Here is a 21,229-nt window from a genome sequence, read left to right on the forward strand (position 1 = left end):
CCGCGAAAGGATCACGGCGGGGCACGGAACCGAGCGGTTCCGTGCCCCGTCGAACGTTCATGAAGTCTCCTCGATCGAACCTACGGAACACTCCGGGCTGGATCGGCGCGACTCTGGCAGCGGTGGCCGTCGTGTCCGGCGCCGCGGTGGGAGCACAGGCGTCGTCCTCCGGTCCGGCATCGCCGGCGACCAGATCGATCGTGCCCGCAGGATCGTCCTCAGCGAACGATCCCCATGAGGCGGCGGCCCAGCGCGAGGTCGTCCAGATGCTCGCGGCCTTCCAGCCCCCGCCGGGAGCGGCCAGGGTCGCGAACCAGCCGGATCCGCTGCCGTCCGGCCTGGACCGCCCGCCGACGAAATCGGACGCGCTGACCCAGGTCGCCTCGGTCGGCTGGTACGAGACCTCGCAGAGTCCGGACGAAGTACTGGCCTGGGTCAAGGCGCATCCGCCGACCGGGTCGGCCTTGTCGGGATCGGTCAGCGGGTCCGGGCCCGGCTTCCTGATCTTCGCCTTCCCCGGAGGCACCAACTGGCTGATCGTGACGCCGCAGAGCGCGTCCGACGGCCGCACGATCATCCGGCTCGACGCCTCCGACGTCTGGACGCCGTCGCGCCCTGCGGGCTCGACGCTCGGCTACACCGCGCCGTCCGTGTCCGTGGTCACCGTGAACGCGACGGACCCGCAGTTCACGCTGTCCGCCGACGAGACCGCCACCCGCGTCAGCACCGACCCGGCTGTCGTCCACAAGGTCGTCGACCTGCTCAACGCCCTGCAGCCGCCGGTCCCGGGGACCAAGAACTGCCCGGCCGACGTGGGTGTCACCGTCCAGATCACGCTGCCGGGCCTGGCGGCGGTCGCCGCACAGGCCAGCGGTTGCGGCGAGGTCGTGATCGCCCCGCAGGGCGGCATCCGGCAGTACTACGACGGCGCCGCCGATCTCATCCCCAGGATCTACTCGTTGTTCGGCGTCACTTGGAGCCGATCAACAAGTCTCCCACCAGGTATTGAAAGGCCCGGGGCATTCGGGACCCGGTGACCGTGGCGAACGCCAGCACCCGGCTCGGGATGCACACCGGCTTGCCCGCCGCCACCGCCGCCAGCCCGCGCGCCACGATCGCCTCCGGCGACTGCCAGAACAACTTCGGCAGCCGGTTGTCGAACCCGTGGTCCGTGAGCGGCGTCGGTGACGGGCCGGCCACCAGGGCCGTGACGTGCACGCCGTTCCGGCGGGTCTCGCGGTGCAGGTTCTCGCTGAAGGTCAGGACGAACGCCTTGCTCGCGGCGTAGGTCGTCGCGCGCGGCGTCGGCGAGGTGGCCGCGAGCGAGGAGAGGTTGAGGATGCCGCCGTGGCCGGCCGCGGTCATCCGCGGCAGCGCGGCGTGGCTCAGCCGCATCAGCGCCATGACGTTCAGCGCGACCTTGTTGATCTCGCCCTCGGCCGGCAGCTTCACGAACTCGCCGGTCGTGCCCACCCCGGCGTTGTTCACCAGGAGGTCGACCGGCTTCGCGGTGTCCCGCAGACGCTCCTCGACCGCCGCCAGCCCGGCCGGATCGGTCAGGTCGGCGGGCAGGATCTCGGTCTCGGTGCCCAGCTCGGCGGCGAGCTTCTCCAGCACCTCGCCGCGCCGGGCGACCAGCACCAGCGCGGTGCCGCGGGCGGACAGCTGCCGGGCGAACTGCTCGCCGAACCCGGACGACGCCCCGGTCACCAGGGCTCTGGCATAGGTCTGCTTCATCATCACACCGGCTGGTCGACGTTGTCGGTACGGAAGGCGATCGCGGCCCGGCCGGCCGGGTCGAACAGGTCCAGCAGGCCGGTCAGCGGCTCGTCGGGGACGTCGGGCGTCCACAGCTCCACGGCCATCTCGCCGTGGTAGAGCATCGGCCAGCGCACGTAGGAGCGGGAGTCGCCGGCGTCGTTGATGGCCTGCGAGCGCCGTACGGTCGCGGCGGCGACGTCCACCATCAGGTCGGTTCCGCAGCCGAAGCCGTAGGGGTAGGCGGCGCGGTCCGGCGGGATGCTCTCGATCAGCGTCTCGTCGGCCTCGTCGACACCGACGTGCGCGTGCAGGCCGCCGCGGACCGAAGGCACCTCGACAGTGCCGTCGGGATCGGGGCGCCATATCCCGCTGGCGTCCTTGCTGACCCGGATCTTGGGGGCCGCGGCCATCAGCGCGCAGACTTCCCAGGCCTCGACCGACGGGCCCTTCTGCCCGGCGCCGCCGACCTCGAGCAGCCGCAGCCGGCCGCCGTCCAGCTGGTGGTCGACCACCACGACGTCCTCGGGCCGCAGGTCCCGCTTGTCGACCTCGAAGCTGCCGGACGCGGTGACCACCAGCGCCTGCAGGTCCGGGTCGAAGACGAACATCATGCCCTCGCTGAACCCCTTGATGCCGAGGTAGCGCTGGTAGGCCGAGGCCATGGTGACCGAGACGTAGTCGGAGACGCGGTGCGGCGGAGGCAGCAGGCCCAGGCTGCCCATCCGACGCCCGGCGGTGACCAGCACCTGCGGGGCGTGCGCGGCGTCGAAGGCCGAGGTCTGCACCGAGTCCGGTATCCGGTCCAGGCGGTCGTTGACCTCGGTGGCGCAGGCCGTGGCGACCAGCCGGTCGCGAATGTCCCGGACTATGTCCACGGTGACGGAGGGGTGGCCGCCCTCCATGGTGCACAGGGTGGCCTCGCGGATCTCGCCGGTCTCCGGGTCCGGATAGACGAAGAGCGTCTTCGGCGATCCGACCCGGGCCATCAGGACCCGGGCCAGCTGGACCACTTCCAGGTGCTTGGCCCCGGCCAGCGGCTCGTCGACCTCGAACACCCCGACCAGGTTCCGGACCCCGCCGCGCACGTCGCCGGTGCGCCGCAGACTCACCATCAGCGGCGGGTACTGCTCGGCGACGCGGTCCAGCAGCGTGCCGGGACCGGCCGGGACGGGTATGTGGACCAGCAGCACGTCCAGCTCGACGCGCTTGCCGGCGCCGGCGACCGAGGTGGGCCGGCCGACTTCGTGGCCCTGGTCGGCGAACGCTTTGCACAGGTCGTCGAGGAACGACTGCACCGCACCCTGCCCGGGGGCGACCGCGTCGACGCGGCAGACCCGCCACCAGGGCAGCGCGGTCAGGTCGAAGCGGTCCGCCCCGTGAGTGCCATGCCAGGTATCGAGCATGGACCGTACGCTACCCGAGGGACGGGGATTACTACCCCATTCGGCCTAGCCAATGGCCGCACCGATTGCCAGGAAGCCACAGATCATGACCAACATCACCGCCAGATACGGCAGGATGAACCGGATGTACTTGTCGTAACCGACCTTGGCGAGCGTCAGGCCGCCCATGATGACGGCGCTGGTCGGGACGAAGAGGTTCATGAAGCCGTTCGAGTTGCACCACGCGGTGACCACGAGCGACTTGGGCACGTTGGCGAAGGCGGCGAGCGGCGCCATGATCGGCATCACCAGCGTGGCGTGCCCGGACGTGGACGGGATCAGGAACGCCAGCGGCAGGTTCACCACGAACACCAGGATCGAGAACACCGCCGATGTGGTGCCGTGCACCGCGCCCTCCAGCGCGTGCAGCACCGTGTCGGTGATCTTCGCGTTGTTCATGATCACCGTGATGCCCCGGGCCAGCGCCACCACCAGCGCCGGCGAGATGAAGTCGGCGGCCCCGGAGATGATGGTGCCGGTCAGCTTGGCCTCGTTCATCCGCGCGATCACCCCGATCACCACCCCGGCCAGCAGGAACATCGCAGCCAACTGCGGGAACGACCAGTCCAGCTGCCAGGAGTAGGCGGCCGCGTCGGACTTTCCGGTGATCACCGAGGCCCACGGGATGACCGAGAAGATCATCAGCGCGAAGGTCAGCCCGGTGGCGATCAGCGCGGACTTCTGCGTAGTGGTCAGCGGCGGCGGCTCCTCGGCCGAGCCGGCCGCGACTTCGTGGTCGCCGGGCAGGAAGCCGACGACCGAGTGGGCCGGGTCGGTGCGCACGCGCGAGGCGTAGCGCAGGACGAACGCGATGGTCACGGCGGTGAGCACGACGAGCATGAGACCGCGCAGCACGATGCCGTCGCCGATCGAGATCCCGGCGGCCGAGGAGGCGACGCCGATGGCGAACGGGTTCACCGTCGAGCACAGCACGCCGATGCCGGAACTGAGCAGGATCGCGGCCACCGCGACCATCCGGTCGTAACCCAGCGCCAGCGACAGCGGCACGATCAGGCCGTAGAAGCCGAGCGTCTCCTCCGACCAGCCCTCGACGGAGCCCAGCAGTGCGAACACCGCCATGATCGCGATGATCAGCAGCGCTCCGCGCTCGCGCAGGCGGTGCGCCAGCCGGCCGATGCCGGTGTCCAGGGCGCCGGTGGCGAACAGGACCGTGATGAAGGCGCCGATGGCCAGGACGAAGAAGAACACGCCGACGCTGCCGTACAGGGAGCCGTCGTTCTCGGTGGAGACCTGGCCGGACTTCGCGTCCTGGATGCCATAGAGGCCGTTGACCGGGGACATCGCCAGGTTGCTGACCCGGCCGCCGAAGGACAGGGGCGAGGAGATGCGGTGGTAGGTGCCCTGGACCGGGTTGCCGGCGTCGTTGCGCTCGTACTCGCCGCTCGGGATGAAGAAGGCCGCGATCCAGACCAGGATGGTGACGATCGCCAGGACGGTCATGGCGCTGGGGAAGGAGCGCGTGCGCGCGCCGCCGGCGTCCTGCTCATCCCGTTTGTCCTGCTGCTGGTTGTCCGCCATGCACCGAATGTCACAGAAAGACCGCCCCGAATGGGTGAGGCTCGCAAGCCGGTGCGCTTTCCGGGTGGAACTTTGGAACACATGAGCCACCCGGTCCGCGTCCTGCGCCATGTCTGGATCCCGATGCGCGACGGCGTGCGGCTGTCGGCCCGGGTCTGGCTGCCCGCGGACACCGACGAGCCGCAGCCGGCGGTCATGGAATACATCCCCTACCGGAAGAACGACGGCACGGCGCCCCGCGACCTGACCCTGCACGCCGCCTTCGCCGCCGCCGGCTACGCCGCGCTGCGCGTCGACAACCGCGGCAGCGGCGACTCCGAGGGCATCATGCTCGACGAGTACCACCCCACCGAGCAGGACGACGCGCTGCAGATCCTGCAGTGGCTGGCCGCGCAGCCCTGGTGCGACGGCAGTGTGGCGATGATCGGAAAGTCCTGGGGCGGCTTCAATGGCTTGCAAGTCGCGGCCCTGACCCCGCCCCAACTGAAATGCATTGTGACCGTCTGCTCCACCGACGACCGCTACGCGGACGACGTCCACTACCTCGGCGGATCGCTGGTCGCCTCCGAGGCGCTGCCCTGGGCCTCGACCATGCTCTGCTACAACGCGCGGCCGCCGGACCCGGACGTGGCCGGCGCCGGCTGGCGCACGGAATGGTTCCGGCGGATGGCGGAGACGCCGTCGTATATCGGCACGTGGCTGGCCCATCAGAGGCGCGACGCGTACTGGCGGCACGGCTCGGTGATCGAGGATCCGTCGGGCATCAAGGCCGCGGTCCTGGCGGTCGGCGGCTGGGCCGATCCCTACCGCGGCGCGGTGTTCCGCCTCCTCGACGAACTCACTCCGCTGGGCACTCCTGTCAAAGGTCTGATCGGCCCCTGGGCTCATACATATCCGCACCAGGCGGCCCCCGGACCCGCGATGGATTTCATCGGCGAATGTTTGAAATGGTTTGACCGGTTCCTCCGCGAAAACGCGGACCAGGATGAAGAACTGCCCGCGCTGCGGGCCTGGATGCCGGATCCGGCACCGTTCGGCTCGGACGTGGACGAGCGCCCGGGGCGCTGGGTCGTGGAGCCGACCTGGCCGCCGGAAAACGCGGAGCGGCATGGTTTTCACACCTGTCGGCTGATCGGCCGCCACCTCCACCTGCACGAACCGACCACGGGCTCGCTGACCGCCACCGGCGACGAGGCGGTGCTGCGCTCGCCGCTGGCGATCGGCTCGGCGGCCGGCAACGTCCTGCAGTTCGGCGACGTCGCGGGACGGCCCGGCGACCAGGCCGCGGACGACGGACGGTCGCACACGTTCACGTCCTGCCCGCTGCCCGAGCAGCTGGAGATCCTCGGGCCCGCGAGCGTCGAGCTGCTGGTCGACGCCGACCAGCCCACCGCCCAACTCGCGGTCCGCCTCTGCGAGGTCACCCCCGACGGCACCTCCCGCCTGGTCACCACCGGCGCACTGAACCTGACGCACCGGGAGAGCCACGAGGAGCCGGAGCCAATGGAGCCGGGCCAGGCGTACCGCGTCACGATCCCCCTGTTCGCCACCGGGCACGCCTTCGGCGCGGGCAACCGGATCCGGCTGACGGTGTCAGCGTCCTTCTGGCCCTGGCTGTGGCCCTCCCCCACCTCCACGGCGGTGACCATCCATCCCGAAGGCGGCACCCTGCACCTCCCGTTCCGCACCCCGGACCCGGCCCTGGACGGCACACCGACGGCGCCGCCGCGGCCCGACCCGCCGAGCCCGTTCGACGTGGTGGACGTGCCCGCCACCCGCACGATCACGTGGGACCCGGTCACCCGCACGCAGGTGGTCGAGATGACGTTCTCCGACGGCACCACCACCGACCACACCGACGGCCTGACCCGCACCGAGACCGAACTGAACCGCTTCCACCTCACCGAAGCCGACCCGGAATCCGCCGTCGTGGAGTGCGAGCGCACCGACGCCATCGGCCGCGGGGCGTGGCAGACGGAGGTGCGGACGTTCTCGCGGATGACGTGTACGGGAACCGAGTTCCTGGTGGTGGACCGGCTGGTCGCCTACGAGAACGGGGTGGAGGTCTTCACGAAGAGCTGGACGACTTCGGTGCCCCGCGACCTGGTCTAGCACCTGGTCCAGCCGAAAAACCTGGGCCCTCCTCGGAGCAGTGTCCCAAGGCTCTTACGTAGTCCGTCTCCGCATACCAGCTGATAAATCAGCAGGCGAAGGCGCCTACTCTCACGAATATGCCGAAGAAGTCCCGTCTCCTGTCCGCTGCAGCAGTGCTCAGCAGCGTCATCGCCATGGCGACAGTCAGTCCGTCGGCAGGCGCGAGCCTGCCCGGCGACCTGAGCGGCGTCATCACCTTCCTGCCCGGCTCCCAGCCCTCGAACGGGCCGCTCCTCGCGTCCGTGAACGCCGACGGCTCGAACCCGAGGCAGTGGTGGCCCGCCGGAATGCCGCAGCCGCCCATGACCGGCGGCATGGCCCGGGTGAGTTCGATGGCGTATTCACCGGACGGCTCGAAGCTGGCGCTCGTCGCCACCACCAAGAGCCCGTCGCGGCTGTACGTCATGGCGGCCGACGGATCCGACGCCCACGCGGTCGCCTGGACGAACTCGGCCGACATCGCCTGGAGCGCCGACGGCAAGTCGATCTACATCGTCCAGTACGGCAGCGAGAAGAAGTCCGGGAACCTGGTCGCGACGATCGTCCGCATGTCCCCCGACGGCGGCGGAGCGGTCCCGGTCGTCACCGTGACCGGCCCCGGCAATCCGAACATCGACTCCTTCAAGGTGTCGAGCAAGGGCGACATCGCCTATGACGTCCGTGTCTCCAACGGATCGCTCAGCAACACCAGCTACCTGTTCCACGCCGCGAGCGGCCAGACCACGCAGTTGCCGGCAGCGATATCGGGCTACGACTTCTCTCCCGACGGAACTTCGCTGATGTACCCGCAGGCAGCGGACAAGGTCTGCGTGCTGCCAGTGTCCGGCGGCTCGTGCACGACGATCTCCACCGCCGCCACCGCGTCCGAGGTGGCCTGGTCGCCGGACGGGACCGAGTTCGCCTACGGTTCGGGCGAGGGGCCGTCGGGCACCCTCACCATCGCGGACCTGACGGGTAAGACGGTCGCCAAGGTCGCCCCCGCGTTCGGCGTCGGCAGCAAGCTCACCTGGCAGCCACACGCGTACCACGGCGCCCCGGCCCCGGCGCCCACCGCGGACCGCGTGGCCGGAGCGGACCGTTTCGGCACCGCGATCAACGCCAGCCGCCTGCAGTTCGCGGACCACTCCGCACCAGTAGCCGTACTCTCGCGCTCCGACACCTACGCCGACGCGCTGGCCGGCAGCGCACTCGCCGCGGAGAAGCACGGCCCGCTGCTCCTCACCCCGACCGACAGCCTCGACGCGTCAACGGCGGCCGAACTACACCGCGCCCTGGCCCCCGGCGCCACGGTCTACCTGCTCGGCGGCCCGAAGGCACTGTCCCCCGCAGTCGAGCAGGCGCTCCACAACCAGGGCTTCACCACCAAGCGGCTGCAAGGCCCCGACCGCTACCAGACGAGCGTGGCGATCGCCGAGGAGATCACCCCGGACCCGAGCACCATCCTGCTCGCCACCGGCAACAACTACCCGGACGCCCTAGCGGCCGGCGCCACCGCCGGCGCCCGCACCGGCGCGGTGGTCCTGCTGACGAACGACAGCGTCCTCCCGCCCCAGGTCCGCACCTACCTCACGGCCAGCCTGACGAAGCCCGTCATACCGTCGGTCCTGGCCGTCGGCGGCCCGGCGGACAACGCCGAGAACAGCCTCAACGGCCTACCCTTCACCGACCTCGCCCAGGTCGGAGGCATAGACCGCTACGACACCGCGGCCCGCCTCGCCGCAGAGTACGGAAGCACACAACAGGTCGTGGGCCTGGCCACCGGCAACACCTGGCCCGACGCCCTGGCCGGCGGCGCGATCGCAGCCGCACACGGAGCCCCGCTGCTGCTGAGCAACGGCCCGACGGTGCCGACCACCGAACTGCTGCACATCAGTACCCGACCCTACGAAGCACCCGACGAGATCCTGGTGTTCGGCGGAACCAAGGCCGTCCCCGACGCCGCCGTCGCCACCTTGGAGAACGCGACCGCGCGGACCGGCTGGGTGAGCCACACCAACCGGGTTCTGCCCGAGCTGCCTTAGGGCAGGCCTGGGATGTAGTAGTCGCTCGATGCCCCTTCGGCTGCTGGAGGGACATCGGGTGGCAAGCGGGTAGCGATGCCAAGCAAAGGGGCCCGGAGGATGATCCTCCGGGCCCCTTCTCCTGGAGGGCGCGGCGAACGTACACTCGCCCGCTATGAGGTGTCGTCCATACATCTCACCGTCTTGAGGGGGATTCGGGTGTTCGGTCGGCGTCGAGATGCGAAGGCGCACGAGGAGTGGTCACGCATTGCCGGCTACGCGAGAATGCCGGCGCCGGCTGGTCGTCGGACTCAGACGATGCTTGGACATGTCGAGATGGTCTACCAGCGGGCTCAGCGCGGAACGAAGGTCCTCGTTTGGTTCGATCAAGCTGGGCGCTGCGATACGTGGTGGGAAGGGCAGTGCCCGAAACCCGGAACATGGGTGTTGGTCGACTGCCATCTTTGGGTGCCGCCTGGAACGCACTCCGGAGCGCCGGTCCTTTGGATAGACGCCTGGCGGGGTAGCTGGTCCGATCAGGTCAGGGTGCGCGCAGAACGGCATCATCACCGCACGGTCTAACTGGAAGAGGCCCGCCCCCCTTGAAGGGAGACGAGCCTCTTACCTGGGTCGGGGTGACAGGATTTGAACCTGCGGCCTCTACGTCCCGAACGTAGCGCGCTACCAAGCTGCGCCACACCCCGATCGTGCGTGGACAGTCTACCCAAACGTGGCCGGATAGCGAAAACGACTTAACCGTGCAGGTCAGGGCTTCGTGTGCGGGGTCAGGAGCGGGGCGTCAGGGTGAGCAGGGTGGCCTCCGGGGGGCAGCAGAAGCGGACCTGGGCGAAGCGGCTGGTGCCGCAGCCGGCTGAGACGTGGAGGTGGGACTCCGCGTAGGTGGACAGGCCGGCGGCTCGGCGGCGGTCGAGGTCGCAGTTGGTCACCAGGGCGCCGTAGAGGGGGAGGCGGAGTTGGCCGCCGTGGGTGTGGCCGGCCAGGATCAGGGGGAGGCCGTCTGCCGACATGGCGTCCAGGACGCGGCGGTAGGGGGCGTGGACGACGCCGATGGTCAGGTCCGTGTCGGGGAGGGTGCGGGCGGCGCTGTGGGTGCCGGACGTGCCGGGTGTGCCGGAGGCGGTGGTGGCCCCGGGGCTCTGTGCCTCTTCGGTGGCGGTGGTGAGGGCGCTGGACGCCGTCGCGTAGTCGTCGCGGCGGATGTGCGGGTCGTCGACGCCCACCAGGCCCACCACGGGGCCCGCCGCGCCCGGGAGGGTGAGGCGGTCGGTGCGGTTGGTCAGGTCCAGCCAGCCCGCTTTGGTGAAGCCGTCGCGGATCTTCTGCCAGTCGTTCGCCGGGCCCTGGCCGCGGGTGCGCTTGCTCGGGTCGCCGCCGCGCAGGTACTTCGTCGGGTTCAGGGGCTTGGCCGCCAGGTAGTCGTTGGAGCCCATGACGAAGGCGCCCGGCAGCTCCATCAGCGGCTCCAGGGCGTCCAGGACCGAGCCGACGCCGTCCGGGTGGGACAGGTTGTCGCCGGTGTTCACCACGAAGTCCGGCTCCAGCGCGGCCAGCGAGCGCAGCCAGCGGACCTTGCGGTACTGCTCGGGGATCATGTGGATGTCCGAGACCTGCAGGATCCGGAACGGCCGGACCCCGCGCGGGAGCACCGGGACCTCGTAGCGGCGGAGCCGGAAGAGGTTGGGCTCGACCTTGTGGGCGTACGCCAGGCCGGCTGCTGCCGCGCCGAGGAGGGACACCGGGACTGTCACGAGCTTCCGCATGGATTCCATTATCGGCCTCGGAGGAAATCTCGCGGCCGGACCGGGGGAGTTGGTGACACACTGGTGTGGCAGCCAGAAGGGATGATCATGACCGCGCTGAAGCAAACGCTCCGCACCGATCTCACCGCCGCTATGAAGAGCCGCGACGAGTTGGTGACCGCCACCCTGCGGATGGCTCTGACCGCCGTCGGCAACGAGGAGGTGGCCGGCAAGGCGGCGCGCGAGCTGTCCGACGCCGAGGTCGTCCAGGTACTCACCCGGGAGGCGAAGAAGCGCCGCGAGGCCGCCGAGGCCTTCGAGAACGGCGGCCGCCCCGAGCAGGCCGCCCGGGAGCAGGCCGAGGGCGAGGTCCTGGCCCGCTACCTGCCGAAGCAGCTCAGCGACGAGGAGCTGACCGCGCTGGTCGCCGAGGCCATCGCCGAGACCGGGGCCGAGGGCCCCAAGGGCATGGGCCTGGTGATGAAGGCGCTGAACCCGAAGATCGCCGGACGCGCCGAGGGCGGCCGGGTCGCCGCCGCGGTGAAGTCCGCGCTGGCCTGAGGCCCGTAAGGCACCTCGGAGCTGAGGCTCCCTACGGCAAAGCCGTCACGTTGGACGCGGCGTCGATCGCAAAGCACGTCGATCGACGCCGCTGCCATGTCCGCCCCCGGGCGTTCGGCCGTAATGTTGATCCATGGCGAATCCCGAGACCTTCACGGTCCGCTACCTCGGCGGCCCCTCGGCCCTGCTCGACTACGGCGGCGTCACGATCCTCGTGGACCCGACCTTCGACCCGCCCGGCGATCACCCGATCGGCACGCGGATCCTGACCAAGACCGCCGGACCCGCCCTGACCGCCGACGAGGTCGGCGCCGTGGACGTCGTCCTGCTGTCCCACGACCAGCACCCTGACAACCTCGACGACGCCGGGCGCGACTACGTCGACACCGCCCGCCTGGTCCTGAGCACCCGCTCGGCCGAGGAGCGGCTCGGCGGCGCGGTGCTGGGCCTGCCGAACTGGGTCAGCCAGGAGTTCGACCGCCCCGGCGGCGGCACCGCCCTGGTCACCGGGGTCCCGGCGCTGCACGGCCCGGAAGGCAGCGAGCCGCTGGTCGGCGAGGTCACCGGCTTCGTGCTGACCGGCGAGGACCTGCCGACCGTCTACATCAGCGGCGACAACGCCTCCCTGGACCGGGTCCGCGAGATCGCCGCCCGCTACGCCCCGGTCGACGTGGCCCTGCTGTTCGCCGGCGGGGCCCGCACCCCGCTGCTGGACTTCGCCTACCTGACGCTGACCAGCGCCGAGGCCGCCGAGGCGGCCGGGATCCTGCAGGCCGGCGCGGTGGTCCCGCTGCACTTCGAGCAGTGGGCGCACTTCAGCGAGGGCGGCGAACAGCTCCAGGAGGCGTTCGCCGCGGCCGGCCTGAGCGACCGGCTGCGGCTGCTCAAGCCCGGCGAGTCCGCCGGGTTCTGAGCAGCTACTGAGCAAGCTTCTAAGCAGCTTCTGCGCGGCGGAGGAACCCGGCCGACAACGTTCTAGCCGTTCTAGCCGTTCCAGCCGGCGACCGAAGCGGTCTCGGGGACTGCCACCGGCCCCGGGACCGGCCCGAACCGGTCCAGCAGCGGCACCCGGTACAGGTTGGGCGCGATCCAGCCGTGCCACAGACCGGTGAGGAAGATGATCGCCGCGGAACTGACCAGGACCGACCCCAGCACGTCGAAGGGGTAGTGCGCACCGATGTACAGCCGGTCGAAGCCGATCAGCAGCGTCCACACCGTCGCCAGCGCGACCGTCAGCCCGAACCACCGGGTCCGCGCGGCCAGCAGGCACAGCGCGACGGCGAGCGAGAAGGCGAACGCGGTGTGCCCGGACGGGAACGAGTTCGACCCGGTCTCCGGTGCCAGCGAGTACACCGTCGGCGGCCGGTGCCGGGCCACGATCAGCTTCGCGATCTCCGAGCTGTTCCAGCCGACCGCGATCACCAGGAACGTGGCGGCGGCCTGCACCGGATTGCGCCGCCACAGGAAGAACAGCGTGATCAGCGCCAGGATCACCAGTCCCCCGACCGGCGAGGCGACGTCCGCCAGGTCCAGCATCGCCCGGTTCAGCCAGCCGGTCCGCAGCTGCTGGAGATGTGAGTTCCACGACAGCTCGGTACTCCGCGTCAGCGAAGTGTGCGCGGCGACCAGCCCCAGCGCCAGGGCGGCGGCGAACAGGGCCAGCGGGATCGCCAACCAGTGGCGTACCTTCGGCATCGCGGATACTCCTACGATCGGGGGATGCGGTTCATGGGCCGTGCAGGTCAGACTGGTGAACGCCCGGTGAACGAGACGTTCCCGCGCAGTAATCTACTACAAGCTGTAGCATCTATGCGGACGACACCGCGACCGCGGAGCCGGACGTGTGAGGAGACCGCCTGATGGCCACCGGACGCAGACCCTCCGGAGCACTCGAGCAAGAAGTGCTGGCCGCGCTGTGGGCGGCGGGCGGCCCCCTGACCCCGGCCGCGGTCCAGGAGCAGGTCGGCGGCGGCCTGGCCTACACCACCGTGAAGACGATCCTGGACCGGCTCCACGACAAGAAGATGCTCACCCGAGTCCGTGAAGGTAAGGCCTACGCCTACACGCCGGTCGTCGAGCAGGCCGACCTCGCGGCGGAAGCCATGCGCGCGGCGCTGGAAGGCAGCAACGACCGCCCCGCCGTGCTCTCGAAGTTCCTCGGCGAGATCTCCCCCGACGACGCGGCGATGATCCGCGAGTTGCTGGGGGACTCTCCGTGAACGTCAACGTCTACCTCCCCCTGCTGGCCGCCCTGGCGCTCGGCGCCGCGGGCCCCACCCTCGGCCGCCGCCTGCCACCGGCCGTCGCCACCGTCCTGCTCACCGCCGCGGCCCTGGTCACCGCCCTCACCTCGCTGGCCTCGCTGGCCCTGCTGACCGGCATCGCAGTCCTGCGCGTCCCGGAGATCGCCGCCGAGGGCCGGCTGTCCGACACGGTCCTCAAGGACGGCCCGGTGAGCCCGCTGGCCGGCGCCGTCGCGGGCGTCGCGCTCCTGGCCCTGGCCCCCTTCGCGATCCGGGCCGGCATCCGGCTGTGGCGCGAGTCCGCCCGCACCTACCGCCTCGCCAAAGCCTTCTCGGCCCATCCGGCCAGCATCGCCGTGATCCAGGATCCCCGCGCCCAGGCCTTCGCCGTGCCGGGGATCCCGTCGCTGCCGGGCCACGCCGCGATCCCGACCCGCATCGTCGCGACCGACTCGCTGCTGCGCACCCTCACCGAGGACCAGCGGCGGGCGATGTTCGCCCACGAGCAGGCCCACCTGCACCGACGGCACCACCTCTACCTGCTGCTGACCAACCTGGCCGCGGTCGCGAACCCGCTGTTGTGGCGACTGCCCGACGCGGTCACCGAGGCCACGGAGCGCTGGGCCGACGAGGACGCCGCGGTCGCGGTCGGCGACCGGGAGGTCCTGGCCCGCGCGCTCGGGCGGGCCGCGCTGTCGAACCTCCCGCGCACCGTCCCGGCGATGGCGCAGGCGCATGTGGGCAAGCGTGTCCGCGCGCTCATGGCGCCTCCCCCTCCGCGCCGCCGCACACTGGCCGCACTGCTGGGAATCGCTATAGCGGCGACCGTCTGGGCCTCCATCGACTCCGCGCGCGAGACCGAGGCCTTCTTCGACACCGCGCGCGACGCCTGGCACCTGGCGCACCAGCACAGCGTGGAACACTCGCATGTCACGGTCGCCGACCTCGGCATGCCGGCCAGAACCGCCCCGATCGTCGGCGGCCGGGATTAGCCTGAAGTCATGTGCCGATCGATTAAGACTCTCCGCGAGCCGTATGTAGACGACGCCACCGCAGAAGACGTCCGCGCGGCAGCGCTCCAGTACGTCCGCAAAATCAGCGGCTTCCGCGCGCCGAGCAAGGCCAATACCGAGGCCTTCGAGCAGGCCGTCGCCGCTGTGGCCGCCGCGACACAGGACCTTCTGGACCATCTCGAAGTACGTAAGCAGGCGCCGAGTGCCGCGTAAAGACCGCCGCGGCGGAAACGCTAAGGCGATTCCCACTGCGTGCCCCTGCGGAACCGGGAAGCTGTACACCGACTGTTGTAGCCCGCTGCACTCTGGAGAAGCGACAGCCTCTACGGCGGAGCAGCTTATGCGCTCCCGCTATAGCGCCTTCGTCGTAGAGGACGCGGCGTACCTGTTGAAGTCCCACCACTCCTCAACGCGTCCTGCGTTCATCTACTTCGAGCCGAAGCTCCGCTGGACCAGTCTGGAGATCGTCGGCACCACCGGCGGGACTACGTTCCATACCGACGGCTCCGTCGAATTCATCGCGCGCTATACGGACGCGGGCCGTCCCGGTGCCATGCGCGAGAACAGCTCCTTCGTCCGCGAGGACGGGAACTGGGTCTACCTCAACGCGCTGTAGTGGGCTGGCTCGTACGCTTCTGCCCCGGCGCCTGGAAGTAGGGCGTCACATAGACGGACGCTCCACAGTCGGCCCGGAAACTCACGCTCTGCGCAGCCTGCGATCCGTACACGGAGTACGCGACCGAGTAGCCCGCGGACACCGGCGCGGAGGACGACGCCGGCCCGGACGGCGTCGGCTGGCTCGACGCCGACGTGGTCGGCCCCGTCGGCGTCGGACCGGACGAACTCGCGGTCGTCGTCGGGCTGCCACTGCTGGGTGGCACCGTGGACGGCGGAGTCGTCGGCGGAGGACTCGTCGGACAGCTCGTGGGAACCCACGCGAGCTGGAACTCGAACCGGTCGCCGGCTTGGAGCACCAGCGCCTGCCCGGCCGGGACCGCCGGCAGGAGCGGCGCGACAGTCTGATCCGCCTTGTACACCGGGATCTTCGCGGGCTGGCCGCCGGCCTGGAGCACCGTGAGACCCGGCATCCCCTGCAGGGTGCAGGCCGATTTCGCCGTCCCCACGAAGGTCTCGTAGACCGTACCCCCGGCCGCGCCGCCCTGGGTCGCGACCACCGACGCCAGCGAAGAGTTCTGACACAAGGGGGCCAGCGGGCTCCCGGTCGCCGTGACCGCCTGCGACAGCGTGGCCGACGACGGCTTGGAGCTCCCCGACACCGAAGCGAGCGAGGACGGCGCCTCGGTGCCGACCGCGTCGCCGGAACTCATGTCCTGGCCGCCGGGCGTGGACGGGCCGTGGCCGGAACCGCCGCCGGGCGCGTCGTTCGTCGCCGTGGTCATCAGGTTGCCGATGGCGGTCCCGTTGGCCTGCGAGGATCCGGAGTCGAAGGAACCGCGCGCGGCCAGTGTCGCCCCGGCGCTCACCGCGAAGACCGAGACGGCCGTGGCCGCCAGGGCGGCGTTGCGCCGGCGCCGCCGCGCCGGAACCGCGCGCCGCAGATAGTCCAGCGTCCCGGGCGCCGGTTCCAGCGTCGAGACCGCCTGCTGGAACCGCTCCCGCAGCACCGCGCCGAGCTCGTCGAGGCCCTCGTCCGAAGGCCCCGGATCCCCACGCCTGTCCGCGAAACGCGCGCCCCGCCCCGGGTCCCCGTCCGGCGGCTGCGGCGCCATGTCGTCCTCATGTGGCGCGCTCACCGGAACGCCTCCATCCGTACCCGAAGGGCCTCGATACCCCGAGACCCGTAAGCCTTGACCGACCCGATCGAGATCCCGAGCAGGTCCGCGACCTGCGCCTCGGTCAGGTCCGAGAAATAGCGGAGCACCAGCACCTCGCGCTGGCGCCGCTGGATGCCCCGCAGGGCCTGGATCAGCGCGTCCTTCTCGAGCAGTTCGTACGCGCCCTCCTCGGCGCTGGCCATGTCCGGCATCGGCTTGGGCGCCAGCCGCATGCCTATCAGCCGGCGGCGCAGGGTCGAGCGCGAAAGGTTCACCACAGTCTGGCGCAAATAGGCCAGGACCTTGTCCGCGTCCCGCACCCGCGAGCGCGCACTGTGCACCCGGATGAAGGCCTCCTGCACGACGTCCTCGCACGAGGCGAGATCGTCCAGCAGGAGCGCGGCCAGTTTCAGCAGCGAGCCGTAATGGTCGCGATACGTCTCCGTGAGCAGGTCGACAGTGACGTCGCCGGCTTCTCGGTCAGACGACACCACTGCCCCACCCGTACGCAACGGCGACGTCAACACTCCAGCGGTCACAAACGTTAGACACAGAACACCCCCGTAGAGTTGTACCGTCTACGAGGGTGTTCCGACAGGCACATACCTCTATTCCTACCCGAAGTGACCGGGTGATCAGAACCCTTAGACCCTTCCGGTCAACTCCGCGGCGACCACCTCGGCGATCTGCGCGGTGTTCAACGCCGCGCCCTTGCGCAGGTTGTCGCCGCAGACGAACAGCTCCAGCGACTTCGGGTCGTCCAGCGTGCGCCGGATCCGGCCCACCCACGTCGGGTCGGTGCCGACCACGTCCGCCGGGGTCGGGAACTCCCCGGCCGCCGGGTCGTCGAGCACCACGACGCCGGGCGCGGCCCGCAGTATCTCGTGCGCGCCGGCCACGGTGACCTCGTCCTCGAAGCTGGCGTGCACGGAGACCGAGTGCGTGGTGACCACCGGGACGCGCACACAGGTCGCCGAGACCCGCAGGCCCGGCAGGCCAAGGATCTTGCGCGACTCGTTGCGGATCTTGAGCTCCTCGGAGGACCAGCCGTCCTCCTTCAGCGAGCCGGCCCACGGCACCACGTTCAGCGCCAGCGGCGCCGGGAACGGGCCGAGGTCGCCGACCACGCCGCGCAGGTCACCCGGGTGGGTGCCGAGGTTGGTGCCGGACACCTTCTCCATCTGCGCGCGCAGCGTGTCGATGCCGGGCTGCCCGGCGCCCGAGGCGGCCTGGTAGGACGCGGCCACCACCGAGGCCAGCCCGTAGCGCTGGTGCAGCGCGCCGAGCACCACGATCATCGACAGCGTCGTGCAGTTCGGGTTGGCGATGATGCCCTTGGGCCGGTTGCGCGCCGCGGAGGCGTTCACCTCCGGCACCACCAGCGGCACCTGCGGGTCCATCCGGAACGCGCCGGAGTTGTCCACGGCCACCGCGCCCTTGGCGGCGGCGATCGGGGCCCACTGCGCCGACACCTCGTCGGGCACGTCGAACATCGCCACGTCGATGCCCTCGAAGGCCTCCTCCGACAGCGCCACGACCTCCAGCTGCTCGCCGCGGCAGGCGAGCTTGCGGCCGGCGCTGCGCGGCGAGGCGATCAAACGGATCTCGCCCCAGACGTCCTCGCGGGTGGACAGCAGGTCGAGCATCACGGTGCCGACCGCTCCGGTCGCCCCCACGACCGCCAGGGTGGGCTTCTTTACAGTCATCGGCCGGTGCCTCCGTAAACCACGGCTTCCTCGCTGTCGGCATCCAGGCCGAAAGCGGTGTGCAGCGCGGCGACGGCGTCCTTGACGACGTCGGCGCGGCAGACCACGGAGATGCGGATCTCCGAGGTCGAGATCATCTCGGCGTTCACGCCGACGTTGGACAGGGCCTCGAAGAACACCGCGGTCACCCCGGGGTGCGACTTCATGCCCGCGCCGACCAGCGACACCTTGGCGATCTGGTCGTCGAACAGCAGCGCCTCGAAGGCGATCGCGGGCTGCACCTTCTGCAGCGCGGTGATCGCCCTGCGGCCGTCGGCCACGGGCAGCGTGAAGGAGATGTCGGTCCGGCCGGTCGCTGCGGCCGAGATGTTCTGCACCACCATGTCGATGTTCAGCTCGGCATCGGCGATGGTGCGGAAGATCTGGGCGGCCACGCCCGGCTTGTCGGGCACGCCGACGACCGTGACTTTCGCCTCGCTGGTGTCGTGGGCGACTCCGGCGATGATGGCTTGCTCCACGGTTGCTCCTCCTGCATTCAAATCGGACACAGCTCGTGCGCGGACCCAGGTGCCCTCGTGCTGCGAGAACGAGGAACGGACATGGATCGGGACGTTGAACCGGCGCGCGTACTCCACGCTGCGCAGGTGCAGGATCTTCGCGCCGGACGCGGCGAGCTCCAGCATCTCCTCATAGGCGACCCCGTTCAGCTTGCGGGCCTTGGGCACCAGCCGCGGGTCGGCCGAGAACACCCCGTCCACATCGGTGTAGATCTCGCAGACGTCGGCGCCCAGGGCGGCGGCCAGCGCCACCGCCGTGGTGTCCGAGCCGCCGCGGCCCAGCGTGGTGATGTCCTTGGTGGTCTCCGAGACGCCCTGGAAGCCGGCCACGATGGTGATCGCGCCCTCGTCCAGCGCCGCGCGCAGCCGGCCCGGGGTCACCGAGGTGATGCGGGCCTTGTTGAACGACTGGTCGGTGATCACGCCGGCCTGCGAGCCGGTGAAGCTGCGCGCGTCCCCGCCCATGGAGTTGATGGCCATCGCCACCAGCGACATCGAGATGCGCTCGCCGGCGGTGAGCAGCATGTCGTACTCGCGGCCCTCCAGGATCGGCGCGACCTGCTTGGCCAGGTCGATCAGCTCATCGGTGGTGTCGCCCATGGCGGACACCACGACGCACACCTCGTGGCCGGCCCGGCGCGTCTCCATGATGCGTTTGGCGACACGCTTGATGCTCTCGGCGTCGGCAACGGAGCTGCCTCCGTACTTCTGGACGATGAGGCCCACGCGGTGTCTCCCTCGGGTGAGGCGGTGTGCGGTGCAAAGGGCCGCCCGTAGACGGCCCGCCGCCTTCGAGTCTAGTCGGGGTCGCTGAGACGACCCTGAGCTCTCACCATGTGGGACCGCCGCCTGGCGCAGGTCAGGCAGCCAATCCCGGCGATCAGGCGGATCCGGGCGACCACCGGCGCCTCAGCCGGTGGACGCCCGGTGCTCAGCCAGTGGTCGCGCCGAGGCGGGAGCGGGCCACCACCGACAGCAGCGCCCGCTGCACCGCCGAGGCCGCCGGGCCCCAGCTGGACAGGTAGGAGAACTGCCACCACCACAGCGCCTCGGTGACCCGCTCGGCCTTGTAGTGCGCCAGGCCGTGCGCCAGGTCGGCGCAGACCAGGGCCAGGTCGTCGGAGATGCGGCGGGTCTCGATCTCGGACTTCGGGGCCAGCGGGTCGAACACCTCCTTGTAGGTGTTCACCGGCTTCAGCAGCGCGTTCAGCTTCTCGCGCAGCTCGTCCAGGTCCGGGTCGGGACCGGCGTCGGTCTCGAAGCGCTCGTCGGGCACCACGTCCCGGATGGCGCCCAGGCGCCCGCCGGCCAGCAGCAGCTGCGAGGTCTCCAGGAGCAGGATCGGCACGCTGCTCTCCGGGGCGTCGCCCCTGGCCACCGCGCGTACCGAGAGCAGGAAGGAGGTGACCTGGTCGTGGATCTCGATCGCGAAGTCCGACAAGTCGTCGGAGGTCATCGGTTCAGACATCGAGCTGCCTTCTCCCCTCGAACGCCCGCCCGAGGGTGACCTCGTCGGCGTATTCCAGATCCCCGCCCACCGGCAGGCCTGATGCCAGCCGGGTCACCCGCAGACCCAGGGGCTTGATCAGCCGCGCCAGGTACGTGGCGGTGGCCTCCCCCTCCAGGTTCGGGTCGGTGGCCAGGATCACCTCGGTGATCACGCCGTCGGCCAGCCGCTTGAGCAGCTCCTTGACCCGCAGGTCGTCCGGACCCACGCCGTCGATCGGCGAGATGGCCCCGCCCAGCACGTGGTAGCGGCCCCGGAACTCGCGGGTCTTCTCGACCGCGACGACGTCCTTGGATTCCTCCACCACGCACAGGCTGGCGGGGTCGCGCCGCTGGTCGCGGCAGATCTTGCACTCCTGCTGCTCGGCGACGTTGAAGCAGATCACGCAGAAGCGCACCTGCTCCTTGGCCCGGACCAGCACGTCGGCCAGCCGCCGCACGTCGGCCGGATCGGCCTGCAGCAGATGGAACGCGATGCGCTGCGCCGACTTGGGCCCGATGTTGGGAAGATGGCCGAGCTCGTCGATCAGGTCCTGGACCACACCCTCGTACATGGCAGAATCCCCGACTCGCCTCAGCCGAACAGGTTGCCGAGGTTGCCCAGGTCGGGCATCCCGCCACCGGCCAGCGGGCCCATCGTGTCGGCGGCCAGCTTGTCGGCGGTCGCGCGCGCGTCGCGCACCGCGGCGATCACCAGGTCGGCCAGCGTCTCGGTGTCCTCGGGGTCGGCGGCCTCGGGCTTGATGTCCAGGCCGACCAGCTCCCCGGTCCCGGTCACCTTCGCGGTCACCAGGCCGCCGCCGGCGCTGCCGGAGACGATCGTGTTCTCGAGCTCCTGCTGCGCCTCGACCATGCGCTGCTGCATCTGCATGGCCTGGCCGAGCATGCCCTGCAGGTCCATGCCGCCGAAGTCCGGCAGCCCGCCACCGGGCCCGGTCGCATCCGGGAATGCCACTGTGCGTGCTCCTGTTCCTGCCGCTGTTTCCGCCGCTATGTGAAGTCGTACTCGACCATACGCGCTCCGGGACCAAGGCGGCCAATACCGCGTGTCCCGGTCGAGAACGGCCCGGGTCGGCCCGGGTGACGTGGGACGCCCCGGCCGGCCACCGCTGGAGAACGGTCGGCGGCCGGCGGGGGTTCCGGACCTCCGGTTCGCGGTTCGGTGACTCTCGGTGAGCATCGTCGGGCGATGATCCACCGCGGTCGTTCGCG

The 21,229-nt window shown here is 70.4% G+C and carries 21 protein-coding genes and 1 tRNA gene; 9 read left to right on the forward strand and 13 right to left on the reverse strand.

The features are described from left to right. Positions 1–122 precede the first annotated feature (122 nt). Complete coding sequence (locus ABH920_RS01120) at positions 123–1,037, forward strand: hypothetical protein (RefSeq protein WP_370345762.1); 915 nt, start codon at positions 123–125, stop codon at positions 1,035–1,037. On the opposite strand, the gene ABH920_RS01125 is transcribed toward ABH920_RS01120, so the two are convergent. Genes ABH920_RS01125 through ABH920_RS01135 form a run of 3 tightly spaced genes read right to left on the reverse strand, consistent with a single transcriptional unit; the run spans position 970 to position 4,742 of the window. Then, entirely contained in the window at positions 970–1,737 is a 768-nt protein-coding gene (locus tag ABH920_RS01125; protein ID WP_370345764.1) for an SDR family NAD(P)-dependent oxidoreductase, read from the reverse strand. The two genes, ABH920_RS01120 and ABH920_RS01125, sit on opposite strands and share 68 nt — an antisense overlap. 2 nt (positions 1,738–1,739) lie before the next feature. Continuing rightward, complete coding sequence (locus ABH920_RS01130; RefSeq protein ID WP_370345766.1) at positions 1,740–3,164, reverse strand: hypothetical protein; 1,425 nt, start codon at positions 3,162–3,164, stop codon at positions 1,740–1,742. 45 nt (positions 3,165–3,209) lie between these two features. Beyond that, on the reverse strand, positions 3,210–4,742 hold the full coding sequence (locus ABH920_RS01135) for a YfcC family protein (RefSeq protein WP_370345768.1): 1,533 nt from the start codon (positions 4,740–4,742) through the stop codon (positions 3,210–3,212). An 81-nt stretch (positions 4,743–4,823) separates the two neighbouring features. Here ABH920_RS01135 and ABH920_RS01140 point away from each other — a divergent pair, with 81 nt between their 5' ends. Further along, positions 4,824–6,854 carry a CocE/NonD family hydrolase gene (locus tag ABH920_RS01140; protein WP_370345770.1) on the forward strand — a complete coding sequence of 677 codons (2,031 nt, stop codon included), beginning with the start codon at positions 4,824–4,826 and terminating at the stop codon, positions 6,852–6,854. A 119-nt stretch (positions 6,855–6,973) separates the two neighbouring features. After that, on the forward strand, positions 6,974–8,917 hold the full coding sequence (locus ABH920_RS01145; protein WP_370345772.1) for an LpqB family beta-propeller domain-containing protein: 1,944 nt from the start codon (positions 6,974–6,976) through the stop codon (positions 8,915–8,917). A 609-nt stretch (positions 8,918–9,526) separates the two neighbouring features. On the opposite strand, the gene ABH920_RS01150 is transcribed toward ABH920_RS01145, so the two are convergent. Further along, positions 9,527–9,600 (reverse strand) — tRNA-Pro (locus ABH920_RS01150). 81 nt (positions 9,601–9,681) lie between these two features. Then, on the reverse strand, positions 9,682–10,677 hold the full coding sequence (locus ABH920_RS01155; protein WP_370345774.1) for a metallophosphoesterase: 996 nt from the start codon (positions 10,675–10,677) through the stop codon (positions 9,682–9,684). An 87-nt stretch (positions 10,678–10,764) separates the two neighbouring features. Here ABH920_RS01155 and ABH920_RS01160 point away from each other — a divergent pair, with 87 nt between their 5' ends. After that, entirely contained in the window at positions 10,765–11,217 is a 453-nt protein-coding gene (locus ABH920_RS01160; RefSeq protein WP_370345776.1) for a GatB/YqeY domain-containing protein, read from the forward strand. 133 nt (positions 11,218–11,350) lie between these two features. After that, entirely contained in the window at positions 11,351–12,130 is a 780-nt protein-coding gene (locus ABH920_RS01165) for an MBL fold metallo-hydrolase (protein ID WP_370345778.1), read from the forward strand. Positions 12,131–12,201: 71 nt separating this feature from the next. Here ABH920_RS01165 and ABH920_RS01170 read toward each other — a convergent pair whose 3' ends face one another. Continuing rightward, positions 12,202–12,912 (reverse strand): phosphatase PAP2 family protein, encoded by a 711-nt coding sequence (locus tag ABH920_RS01170; protein ID WP_370345780.1) that lies wholly within the window; start codon positions 12,910–12,912, stop codon positions 12,202–12,204. Positions 12,913–13,076: 164 nt separating this feature from the next. Here ABH920_RS01170 and ABH920_RS01175 point away from each other — a divergent pair, with 164 nt between their 5' ends. Genes ABH920_RS01175 through ABH920_RS01190 form a run of 4 tightly spaced genes read left to right on the forward strand, consistent with a single transcriptional unit; the run spans position 13,077 to position 15,089 of the window. Further along, on the forward strand, positions 13,077–13,436 hold the full coding sequence (locus tag ABH920_RS01175; protein ID WP_194919862.1) for a BlaI/MecI/CopY family transcriptional regulator: 360 nt from the start codon (positions 13,077–13,079) through the stop codon (positions 13,434–13,436). Continuing rightward, positions 13,433–14,452: a M56 family metallopeptidase gene (locus ABH920_RS01180; RefSeq protein WP_370345783.1), complete on the forward strand. Its 1,020-nt coding sequence runs from the start codon at positions 13,433–13,435 to the stop codon at positions 14,450–14,452. Before ABH920_RS01175 ends, ABH920_RS01180 begins: the two co-directional genes overlap by 4 nt. A 9-nt stretch (positions 14,453–14,461) precedes the next feature. After that, the gene (locus tag ABH920_RS01185; protein WP_370345785.1) at positions 14,462–14,686 is read left to right on the forward strand and encodes a DUF2277 domain-containing protein; all 225 of its coding nucleotides are present in this window, start codon (positions 14,462–14,464) and stop codon (positions 14,684–14,686) included. Further along, on the forward strand, positions 14,676–15,089 hold the full coding sequence (locus tag ABH920_RS01190; RefSeq protein WP_370345787.1) for a YchJ family protein: 414 nt from the start codon (positions 14,676–14,678) through the stop codon (positions 15,087–15,089). Before ABH920_RS01185 ends, ABH920_RS01190 begins: the two co-directional genes overlap by 11 nt. Here ABH920_RS01190 and ABH920_RS01195 read toward each other — a convergent pair. The 7 genes from ABH920_RS01195 to ABH920_RS01225 all read right to left on the reverse strand — a co-directional run bounded on the left by ABH920_RS01195 (position 15,076) and on the right by ABH920_RS01225 (position 20,918). Continuing rightward, positions 15,076–16,227 carry a hypothetical protein gene (locus ABH920_RS01195; protein WP_370345789.1) on the reverse strand — a complete coding sequence of 384 codons (1,152 nt, stop codon included), beginning with the start codon at positions 16,225–16,227 and terminating at the stop codon, positions 15,076–15,078. The genes ABH920_RS01190 and ABH920_RS01195 overlap by 14 nt on opposite strands. After that, positions 16,224–16,742, reverse strand: coding sequence for a SigE family RNA polymerase sigma factor (locus tag ABH920_RS01200; protein ID WP_370345791.1), 519 nt, complete (start codon positions 16,740–16,742; stop codon positions 16,224–16,226). The genes ABH920_RS01195 and ABH920_RS01200 overlap by 4 nt, the downstream gene beginning before the upstream one ends. A gap of 150 nt (positions 16,743–16,892) precedes the next feature. Further along, positions 16,893–17,954 (reverse strand): aspartate-semialdehyde dehydrogenase, encoded by a 1,062-nt coding sequence (locus tag ABH920_RS01205; RefSeq protein WP_370345793.1) that lies wholly within the window; start codon positions 17,952–17,954, stop codon positions 16,893–16,895. Next, positions 17,951–19,237 (reverse strand): aspartate kinase, encoded by a 1,287-nt coding sequence (locus ABH920_RS01210; protein WP_370345795.1) that lies wholly within the window; start codon positions 19,235–19,237, stop codon positions 17,951–17,953. The genes ABH920_RS01205 and ABH920_RS01210 overlap by 4 nt, the downstream gene beginning before the upstream one ends. Before the next feature lie 205 nt (positions 19,238–19,442). After that, positions 19,443–19,979 (reverse strand): DUF5063 domain-containing protein, encoded by a 537-nt coding sequence (locus ABH920_RS01215; RefSeq protein ID WP_194898099.1) that lies wholly within the window; start codon positions 19,977–19,979, stop codon positions 19,443–19,445. Then, positions 19,972–20,571, reverse strand: coding sequence for a recombination mediator RecR (gene recR, locus ABH920_RS01220; RefSeq protein WP_370345798.1), 600 nt, complete (start codon positions 20,569–20,571; stop codon positions 19,972–19,974). The genes ABH920_RS01215 and recR overlap by 8 nt, the downstream gene beginning before the upstream one ends. A 20-nt stretch (positions 20,572–20,591) precedes the next feature. Then, complete coding sequence (locus ABH920_RS01225; RefSeq protein ID WP_370346698.1) at positions 20,592–20,918, reverse strand: YbaB/EbfC family nucleoid-associated protein; 327 nt, start codon at positions 20,916–20,918, stop codon at positions 20,592–20,594. Positions 20,919–21,229 lie beyond the last annotated feature (311 nt).

Origin of the sequence: Catenulispora sp. EB89 (assembly GCF_041261445.1) — a bacterium.
In the GTDB taxonomy this organism is placed as follows: Bacteria; Actinomycetota; Actinomycetes; order Streptomycetales; family Catenulisporaceae; genus Catenulispora.

Excerpts from the sequence above, each read along its gene's own strand:
- ABH920_RS01125 (WP_370345764.1), bottom strand. The coding sequence starts at position 1,737 with ATGAAGCAGACCTATGCCAGAGCCCTGGTGACCGGGGCGTCGTCCGGG.
- ABH920_RS01130 (WP_370345766.1), bottom strand. The coding sequence starts at position 3,164 with ATGCTCGATACCTGGCATGGCACTCACGGGGCGGACCGCTTCGACCTG.
- ABH920_RS01135 (WP_370345768.1), bottom strand. The coding sequence starts at position 4,742 with ATGGCGGACAACCAGCAGCAGGACAAACGGGATGAGCAGGACGCCGGC.
- ABH920_RS01140 (WP_370345770.1), top strand. The coding sequence starts at position 4,824 with ATGAGCCACCCGGTCCGCGTCCTGCGCCATGTCTGGATCCCGATGCGC.
- ABH920_RS01145 (WP_370345772.1), top strand. The coding sequence starts at position 6,974 with ATGCCGAAGAAGTCCCGTCTCCTGTCCGCTGCAGCAGTGCTCAGCAGC.
- ABH920_RS01155 (WP_370345774.1), bottom strand. The coding sequence starts at position 10,677 with ATGCGGAAGCTCGTGACAGTCCCGGTGTCCCTCCTCGGCGCGGCAGCA.
- ABH920_RS01160 (WP_370345776.1), top strand. The coding sequence starts at position 10,765 with ATGACCGCGCTGAAGCAAACGCTCCGCACCGATCTCACCGCCGCTATG.
- ABH920_RS01165 (WP_370345778.1), top strand. The coding sequence starts at position 11,351 with ATGGCGAATCCCGAGACCTTCACGGTCCGCTACCTCGGCGGCCCCTCG.
- ABH920_RS01170 (WP_370345780.1), bottom strand. The coding sequence starts at position 12,912 with ATGCCGAAGGTACGCCACTGGTTGGCGATCCCGCTGGCCCTGTTCGCC.
- ABH920_RS01175 (WP_194919862.1), top strand. The coding sequence starts at position 13,077 with ATGGCCACCGGACGCAGACCCTCCGGAGCACTCGAGCAAGAAGTGCTG.
- ABH920_RS01185 (WP_370345785.1), top strand. The coding sequence starts at position 14,462 with ATGTGCCGATCGATTAAGACTCTCCGCGAGCCGTATGTAGACGACGCC.
- ABH920_RS01205 (WP_370345793.1), bottom strand. The coding sequence starts at position 17,954 with ATGACTGTAAAGAAGCCCACCCTGGCGGTCGTGGGGGCGACCGGAGCG.
- ABH920_RS01215 (WP_194898099.1), bottom strand. The coding sequence starts at position 19,979 with ATGTCTGAACCGATGACCTCCGACGACTTGTCGGACTTCGCGATCGAG.
- recR (WP_370345798.1), bottom strand. The coding sequence starts at position 20,571 with ATGTACGAGGGTGTGGTCCAGGACCTGATCGACGAGCTCGGCCATCTT.
- ABH920_RS01225 (WP_370346698.1), bottom strand. The coding sequence starts at position 20,918 with ATGGACCTGCAGGGCATGCTCGGCCAGGCCATGCAGATGCAGCAGCGC.